Below are 7,606 nucleotides of genomic sequence, written 5' to 3'. Positions count from 1 at the left end.
TTCATTAAATTTAGTAAATAGCTATAAAAAATCAATTTATCATAATTTTTAATCAAATATTCTTATGATTCGATCGCGCAGCGCCGCTGAAGAGCGATCGATTTAATCTAATTTTTATCTCGAACTGAGGTGACTAAAGTGAATTAATTTTTCCCAAAAATATTGAAGTTTTTTCTAATAATAAAAAAGCACCTATTTGTGGCAAATTATAATTTTCAATTAAACCAAAATTTGAGAATGAAAAAATCCTGCTTAATCAGAGGAGATTAATCTAAAAATCTCACACATCATAACTGTTTGCTATAGCTAAAAAATATCGTCATATTAAATCAGATATTCAATCCATAGTATCAATATGTTAAATATTGTTACAAAAGAATTTAAAATTTAAAAAAGAAGTTATCTTGAAAGAATACTCTAAAAATATTTTGATAGGTTTTGGTGATGAATAATCAATTATTTTATGGCGATAATTTAGAAGTTTTGAGAAGGCATATTAAAGATGAATTGATCGATCTATGCTATATCGATCCGCCCTTTAATTCTAAGCGCAATTATAACCAAATTTATAACAATATAGGGAAAGAAGATCGCGCCCAAGCACAGGCTTTTATTGATACTTGGACATGGGATGATTTAGCTAATATTGGTTTAGCTGAAATTAAAGAAAATTATCACGGTAGATTCTCGCAAAAAACCGTTGATTTAATCTGTGGATTAGAGCCAGTTTTAGGGAAGGGAAGTTTATTTGCTTATCTGGTAAATATAACTTTAAGAATAGTAGAAATTCATCGAGTTTTAAAGCCAACAGGGAGTTTTTATCTTCATTGTGATCCCACTGCCTCTCATTATTTAAAATTAGTTTTAGATGCCATTTTTTGTTCTCAAGGAGGTGATTTTGTTAACGAAATTATTTGGTGTTATGATACAGGTGGAAGATCAAATAATTTTTATCCTAGAAAACACGATGTTATATTTTATTATTGTAAATCAAAAAAAAGATTATTCAATGATAATTGTGTTAGATTAGATAGAGATACTTCCACAATGCACGAACCTATTTTAGAAGATGAAAATGGTCGTTTATATCAAAGAAACATAAAAAATGGTAAAGAATATAGATATTATTTAGATAAAGGTGTTTTACCGAATGATTGGTGGATAGATATACAAGCTCTCAATCCATCGGCAAAAGAAAGATTAGGCTATCCCACCCAAAAACCAAAGGCATTATTAGAGAGAATAATTAAAGCCAGTAGTAATGAAGGAGATGTGATATTAGATGCCTTTTGCGGTTGCGGTACAACGATCGAAGTGGCACAATTACTAGATAGAAAATGGATAGGCATTGATATAACTTATCAAAGTATTGGGGTAGTGATTAAACGATTAGAAGACAGTTTCGGGAAAGAAGTTTTAGAAAATATTACCCTTAATGGTATCCCTAAAGATATAGAATCTGCCCAAGCATTGGCACTCAAAAAAGATGATCGAACCCGTAAAGAATTTGAAAAATGGGCAGTTTTAACCTATACCAATAATAGGGCAATAATTAACGATAAAAAAGGTGCTGATAAAGGTATTGACGGCATCGCATATTTTGACAGTGGAAAAGATAAACCAGAAAAAATTATCATTCAAGTCAAGTCTGGTAAGGTAAAATCAGGTGATATTCGAGATTTATTAGGCACTATTGCCATAAACGAGGCTACTTTAGGAATTTTTCTTACTCTTAATGAACCGACAAAAGACATGATTAAGACTGCAAAAGAGGCTGGAATTTATCAAAGTAAATTTATGAGTAATCCTGTGGACAAAATTTCGATCGTTACCGTAAGAGAGATAATAGAAGAACAAAAAAGACTTGATATAAGATTAGTCTTAGAAGTGTTAAAAAGTGCTGAAAAACAAACGGAAACTAAAAGCGATCAAATCAAAATTAACTTTTCTGATTGACAAAATCTCCCCCTCTCGTAAAACAGGCATCTTGCCTGTCAGGGTTAAATATAAGCGAACCATTTTTTAAGCATTACACAAAAAACGCTTTTGTTTCGAGATTTTCATTGACAATCCTTGACATTTTTGATAAAATTTAGATAATAGAAATATTGCCAATTTTGAAGACAAACAGTCAGATTCCCATTATGATCTTTATATTTTCTATTATTACCAAAAATTAGAAAAAAGTCAAGAAAAATCGCAATTTTTTTCTTTCCACCGTTACTAAAATCTGGTTGAAGTCTAGTATTTTTAGAAGTTATGCACTTGTACCAAAAATCAAAGGGTTGAGATTCCTTCGTTACTCTCGGAATGACGAAATATCGTTAAAGGTGTGTAAATTCTAAAATACTTACGAATGAATTAATAAGGGAGAATTAGGAGATATGCGCCATAGTTGATCTAATTTAGTGGCGGGCATGGTTAAATAAAGAACATCGTTACTTGTTAAAGTTGTTTCTAATAAGTTCCAACCGTGAATATTATCGCCGTTGCGGTGGATATAAAGGGGTACAAAATCTGACAAGGTGGCAATTTCCTTCATTACTTTACCGCAAAAGGGATGATTAGGGGTAATTATAGTGGCTAATGCTACCCATAATAAATCATCGGTCATGCCGTTACCTAAGATTCTTCCTCCTAAAGCCGCAGCCGCAAAGGAATAGGTAGCTAATTCCGTAGGAGATAACACATTCTCAAATTGAAATACTTGTTTAACGGATTCTGCAAATTGGTTGTCTTGGATTCTTAGGATAACGGGAATTTTTCCGACTAAGGCTTTGACGGTTAAAGCTATCTCCACATTAATCATGTCGTTACTGGTGGTAATAATAATGGCTTCTGCGTCTTCTATATGGGCGCTGTGAAGGGTATCTGCTAGGGAAGCATCTTCTACTATTACAGGAATGCCCATCGATCGAACCGAGTGCAAAAATCGGTTATTATGGTCTGGTTCGATAACGACGATTTCATGCCCTTGACTGGATAATTCTCTAATTACTTCCATACCGACATTACCTAAACCACAGATGATATAATGGTTTTTGGTTGGCACTCTGGCGGCATCCCAAAATTGTTTTAAACGACTACCCAAGACGAAATCATTGATTAAGGCGTAACAAATACCGACAATACCAGCGCCAACTATCATCATCACGGCGGTAAATATTTTGATAATATCGGGTGCAGATTCCGCTACTTCTTCTTTTCCTCCCGCCCCAGTAATCATCCCAACGCTAAAATAAAGGGCATCCACTGGCGAAATTTCCCAATTTACACACAAATAAGTAAAAGTGGCGATGAAAATTAAGGTTAACAGAGTCAGCGTCACCATGATAATGGATTGAGCATATTGTTTATAGGTATTGATATTTACAAATACTTTCCACCATTTCCAGAGAAAAAAGCCTCGTTTTTTCTTCATTTTTGCTTTATCAGCGACAATTAAATGGTCTCCTAATTGTAATACTTGATCATTAATTACGGCGGAGACTAAATCTGTTTCTTGATGTTTGGGTAAGTAATAAATCAACATTTGATCGAGATTATCCCACAATTGAGCTAAACTTAATCCATACCAAGGATGCTCTAATGTAATAACTTCTTCATGTAATGCCCACGTCTGATCAAATAATTTTAAATGTCCAATGGCTTTATTTCCTAAAGCACAAAAGGCAAAGATAGGTGCGGCTAAAGATGGTACACTCATACTAAAATGATCGGTTAAGGTTCGATCGAGCCTCGCCCCTAGGGTATGATTATAAATACGATTAACGATGCGTATTTTCGGGTTTAAAACTCTAGCTTGAGTTAATACTGCAACATTTAAAGCATCATCGCTACTGGCTAAAACGATGGTAGAGGCTTGTTTAATTCCTGCTTGGATTAATACTTGAGGGGAGCGTAAGTCACCCATGATAATATTATCATCGATTTGAGTGGTCATGGTTCGATCGGTGATACCTACCACATTAGCGCCCTGTTGTTTCAATAAATTATAGATTTTATAACCCGTACACCCTAAACCAGAGACAATAATTAAAGGTTTCATATTTTTTAACTCAAGTATTTATCAATCATTAATAAGCTAGTTTGTATTGAAGTAAAATGATGGAGGTAGGCAAGAGGCAACAGGTAAGCGATGAAGTCATTTTCAAGACTCAATAGTTACGCTCACTAACCATAAAATCTTAACTTAGTTACTTTCTTAACCAGTGATATATCGATTATCCTTGACTTGTGTGATTGTGAATGTAACAAGACAAACAAATCGAAAATCAAAAATTGACAGTTGATAATTAATAGCTGATACTTAATAATTGATTAGTACTTACACAAGAATAACGATATTGTGTCATTGCGAAACATATCGATAATTTCCTTTTGTTTTTCAGACAAATTCGTGAGTCTAATTTCATCAAATACCCTCTGCTTTGTTTCCTTATATCAGTGAAAAATAATAGCTTACCACCACAGAAAATATCTCCCATTAACGAATTTTTTTGGGCATTAATTGGTTTAATGTTGACCATTTTTGGTACTTTTGTAGAAGTATTTGTCTTTTTTCCCGTCACTGGCAGTGATTTGGAAAACTTAAAACCCTCCTCTTTGGGTATTACTTATCAATTAGCAGGGGTATTTTTCACGGGATTAATGGGAGGAAAAAATGCGGCTACCTACGCTCAAATTTCTTATGTGATTATGGGGTTATTTAAGTTACCTATTTTTTATCAGGGCGGTAGTGTAGAGTATTTTCAATATCCTAGTTTTGGTTATATTCTTGGTTTTATCCCCGGTGCGTGGCTATGTGGTTATTTAGTCTTACCCGGTAAACGCCGTTTAGAGTTATTTGCTATGAGTGCTTTTTTGGGCTTATTAGTAGTCCATATCTTTGGTATAATTTATCTCGTTCTTTATACTTTTATCACTCCTCTTTTTGGTAATGTTTTAAGTGATACCTATTTATGGGATGCTATTAATTGGTATTCTATCACTCCTTTTCCTGCTCAAATTGCCTTGATTTGTGCCGTTTCTGTTATTGCTTTTATCCTCAGATTTTTCTTATTATATTAATGATATTCTGTCATTCCGAGTCTAGCGAAGGAATCTCAATCCCTTGATTTTTGCTACAAGTGTGTAACTTCCAGATAAGTTAAATATGCCTTAGCTTATTTCAGTTTTTTTGGTTTGATTGTGAGGTATAAATCAATATTTTGTTTTTAATTAGTTCGATCGAATATTGTTGCTTAAACATAGAAAATTATCAGAGATTCGGTTAAATAATTATGATAGAATCTCATGGAAAGACGCAAAGACGCAAAAGTTTTATTATAAGTAATTATCTAAACTTAAAATTATTTTAAATAATAGGTTTTTTAATCAGTACAAATAATTAAAAATATATGCTATTAAATAAGAATAAAGAAGAAAATTGTCTTGATTTAAAATATGAATATCCAGTGGTAGAGATGTTTCACTCTATTCAAGGAGAAGGTTTTTGGTGTGGTGTAAATGCCTTTTTTATTCGTTTAGCAGGGTGTGATGTTTTTTGCCCTTGGTGTGATCAAAAAGAAACTTGGGTTATGAAAAAATATCCTTTATTCACCGTAGAAAATATAGTAAATAATCTCCTTAATATTAATACTAAACATATCATTATTACGGGGGGAGAACCGTTATTACATAATCTTTTTCCTTTAACTAATGTGCTAAAAAAACAAGGTTATATCACTCATTTAGAAACTTCGGGAAGTCATCCTTTTACGGGAGATTTTGATTGGGTAACTTTTTCCCCTAAACCCTATAAAAAAACCGATGAAAGTATTTATAATCATGTAGGAGAATTAAAAGTAATTATTGATAATGAAAATGACTTTATTTTTGCTGAATTAGAAGCTAGTAAAATTGCTGATAATGTGCCTAAATATTTACAACCTCAATGGGAAAATCCTCTCAGTAAGGAGTTAATTTTTGAGTATATTCTTCGTCATCCTCAATGGCGTTTAAGTTTACAAACTCATAAATTTTTAGGTGTTAGATAAAATTTAATCGGCTACCAAATCCGCTTACCTATTACCACCCTTCATCACAATACTTTTTGTTCACCCCCTACTTATTACTCATTGATGGACTTTTTCTGATCCCAATCTCAAGAAGATTGCTATAAATAAGTAAAACATTAAAACAATATCTCAATTTTCCATTAGAACAAGATAACTATGAGTAAGAAGAAAATCGGTATTTTAACCAGTGGTGGAGACTGCCCCGGACTTAATGCTATTATTAGGGCAGTGGTCAAATACGCTAATCTTAGACAGTGGGAAATCTACGGAATTCCTAGGGGTACAGATGGATTTATTGATGTGGTTAAAGGTAAATTACAAGTAGAAGACCTAAGGCTACAACCTCATGGTTACGATGTACCGGGTGTTTTACAAGGGTTAGATGTGCTTCAATTTATGAGTGGTAGTGTATTAGGTTCTTTGAGTAGAGGAAATCCTGCTGAAGAAAGTGTAACCCAAGATATTTTAGAAGGGTATAAGCGTTTTGGTTTAGATGCTTTAATTGCTATTGGAGGGGATGGCAGTCTTGATATTATCTATGATTTAGCGAAAAAAGGCGGTTGGAATTTAGTCGTTATTCCGAAAACCATTGATAATGATGTGGCTTTTACCGAACGATCGGTTGGTTTTGATACAGCTCGTAATACGGTAACTCAAGCCTTATATGATTTAACTTTTACTGCTGCCAGTCATGAAAGAATTATGGTAGTTCAAGTCATGGGTAGAGACGCTGGACATTTAGCCTTACACGCAGGAATAGCAGGAGGTGCTGATTGTATTTTAATCCCTGAATTAACCCCCAAATTAACGGATGCAACCATTGAAGGAATTTGTCAGTATATTACCAAATTAAGAAGGGATAGACGCAAATTTGCCTTAGTGGTTATCGCTGAGGGAGTCCACGGATTAGATAATAAAAAAGATGCTTATATTGCGGAGACTTTAGCGGATTTAATCAAAGATTATAGTCACCGTCTTTCTAATGGTAATAATCAAGAATTAGACACGATCGACACTCGTGCCACAGTTTTAGGACATTTGCAAAGATGTGGTGTACCTAGTTCCTTCGATCGAATTTTAGCAACAGTATTTGGTATCAAAGCCTTAGACTTAATTGAACAAGAATGTTATAACCGCCTAGTAGTTTGGCAAAATGGCAGTGTCGAAAGTAAATCCTTAGAGCAAATTATGCCCATGATTAAATGGTGTCATCAAGAAAATACTTGTCCTGCCCCTGTCGATCCTGAAGGTTTCATGGTCAGAACTGCTCTTTCATTAGGTATTTATTTAGGAGAATCCCATTATCATCCCCATACCATTAATTTAGTCGATACTGAATAGTTGACAGTGAATAGTGAATAGTTGTTAACTACCTTAGTCTTCTAGTCTTCATTCCCAATTCTTCATCATATCAATTGACACTCCCACGACCGAAGTACGTGGGATTCTTGGTTCATAGAGGTTGCTTACCCTGACAGGTATTGCTACCAATCAAAATAGAGGCATCCTCTCCCCAAGCGTTTATTGCCTTAAAGACAAAAGTTCCC

Annotated in this window: 5 protein-coding genes; 4 read left to right on the top strand and 1 reads right to left on the bottom strand. The window is 33.9% G+C overall.

Annotation, left to right across the window (positions count from 1 at the left end; translation table 11 throughout):
* Positions 1–444: 444 nt before the first annotated feature.
* Entirely contained in the window at positions 445–1,956 is a 1,512-nt protein-coding gene (locus ACN4EE_RS21150; protein WP_431708488.1) for a DNA methyltransferase, read from the top strand.
* 394 nt (positions 1,957–2,350) lie between these two features.
* Here the strand turns inward: ACN4EE_RS21150 and ACN4EE_RS21145 are convergent, their stop codons facing one another.
* A complete protein-coding gene (locus ACN4EE_RS21145) occupies positions 2,351–4,048 on the bottom strand; it encodes a potassium channel family protein (RefSeq protein WP_431708487.1) in 1,698 nt (565 codons plus the stop codon).
* 398 nt (positions 4,049–4,446) lie between these two features.
* Between ACN4EE_RS21145 and ACN4EE_RS21140 the strand changes: the two genes are divergently transcribed.
* The 3 genes from ACN4EE_RS21140 (at position 4,447) to ACN4EE_RS21130 (ending at position 7,400) form a co-directional block, all read left to right on the top strand.
* Complete coding sequence (locus tag ACN4EE_RS21140) at positions 4,447–5,070, top strand: biotin transporter BioY (protein ID WP_431708486.1); 624 nt, start codon at positions 4,447–4,449, stop codon at positions 5,068–5,070.
* A gap of 329 nt (positions 5,071–5,399) precedes the next feature.
* On the top strand, positions 5,400–6,038 hold the full coding sequence (locus ACN4EE_RS21135; protein ID WP_431708485.1) for a 7-carboxy-7-deazaguanine synthase QueE: 639 nt from the start codon (positions 5,400–5,402) through the stop codon (positions 6,036–6,038).
* Between the two features lie 177 nt (positions 6,039–6,215).
* Positions 6,216–7,400: an ATP-dependent 6-phosphofructokinase gene (locus tag ACN4EE_RS21130; protein ID WP_431708484.1), complete on the top strand. Its 1,185-nt coding sequence runs from the start codon at positions 6,216–6,218 to the stop codon at positions 7,398–7,400.
* The last annotated feature ends 206 nt before the right edge of the window (positions 7,401–7,606 follow it).

Origin of the sequence: Geminocystis sp. CENA526, assembly GCF_050753365.1 — a bacterium.
In the GTDB taxonomy this organism is placed as follows: Bacteria; Cyanobacteriota; Cyanobacteriia; order Cyanobacteriales; family Cyanobacteriaceae; genus Geminocystis.
The sequence above is the reverse complement of the archived record's forward strand: the minus strand, read 5'-3'. Positions and strand labels throughout refer to the sequence as shown.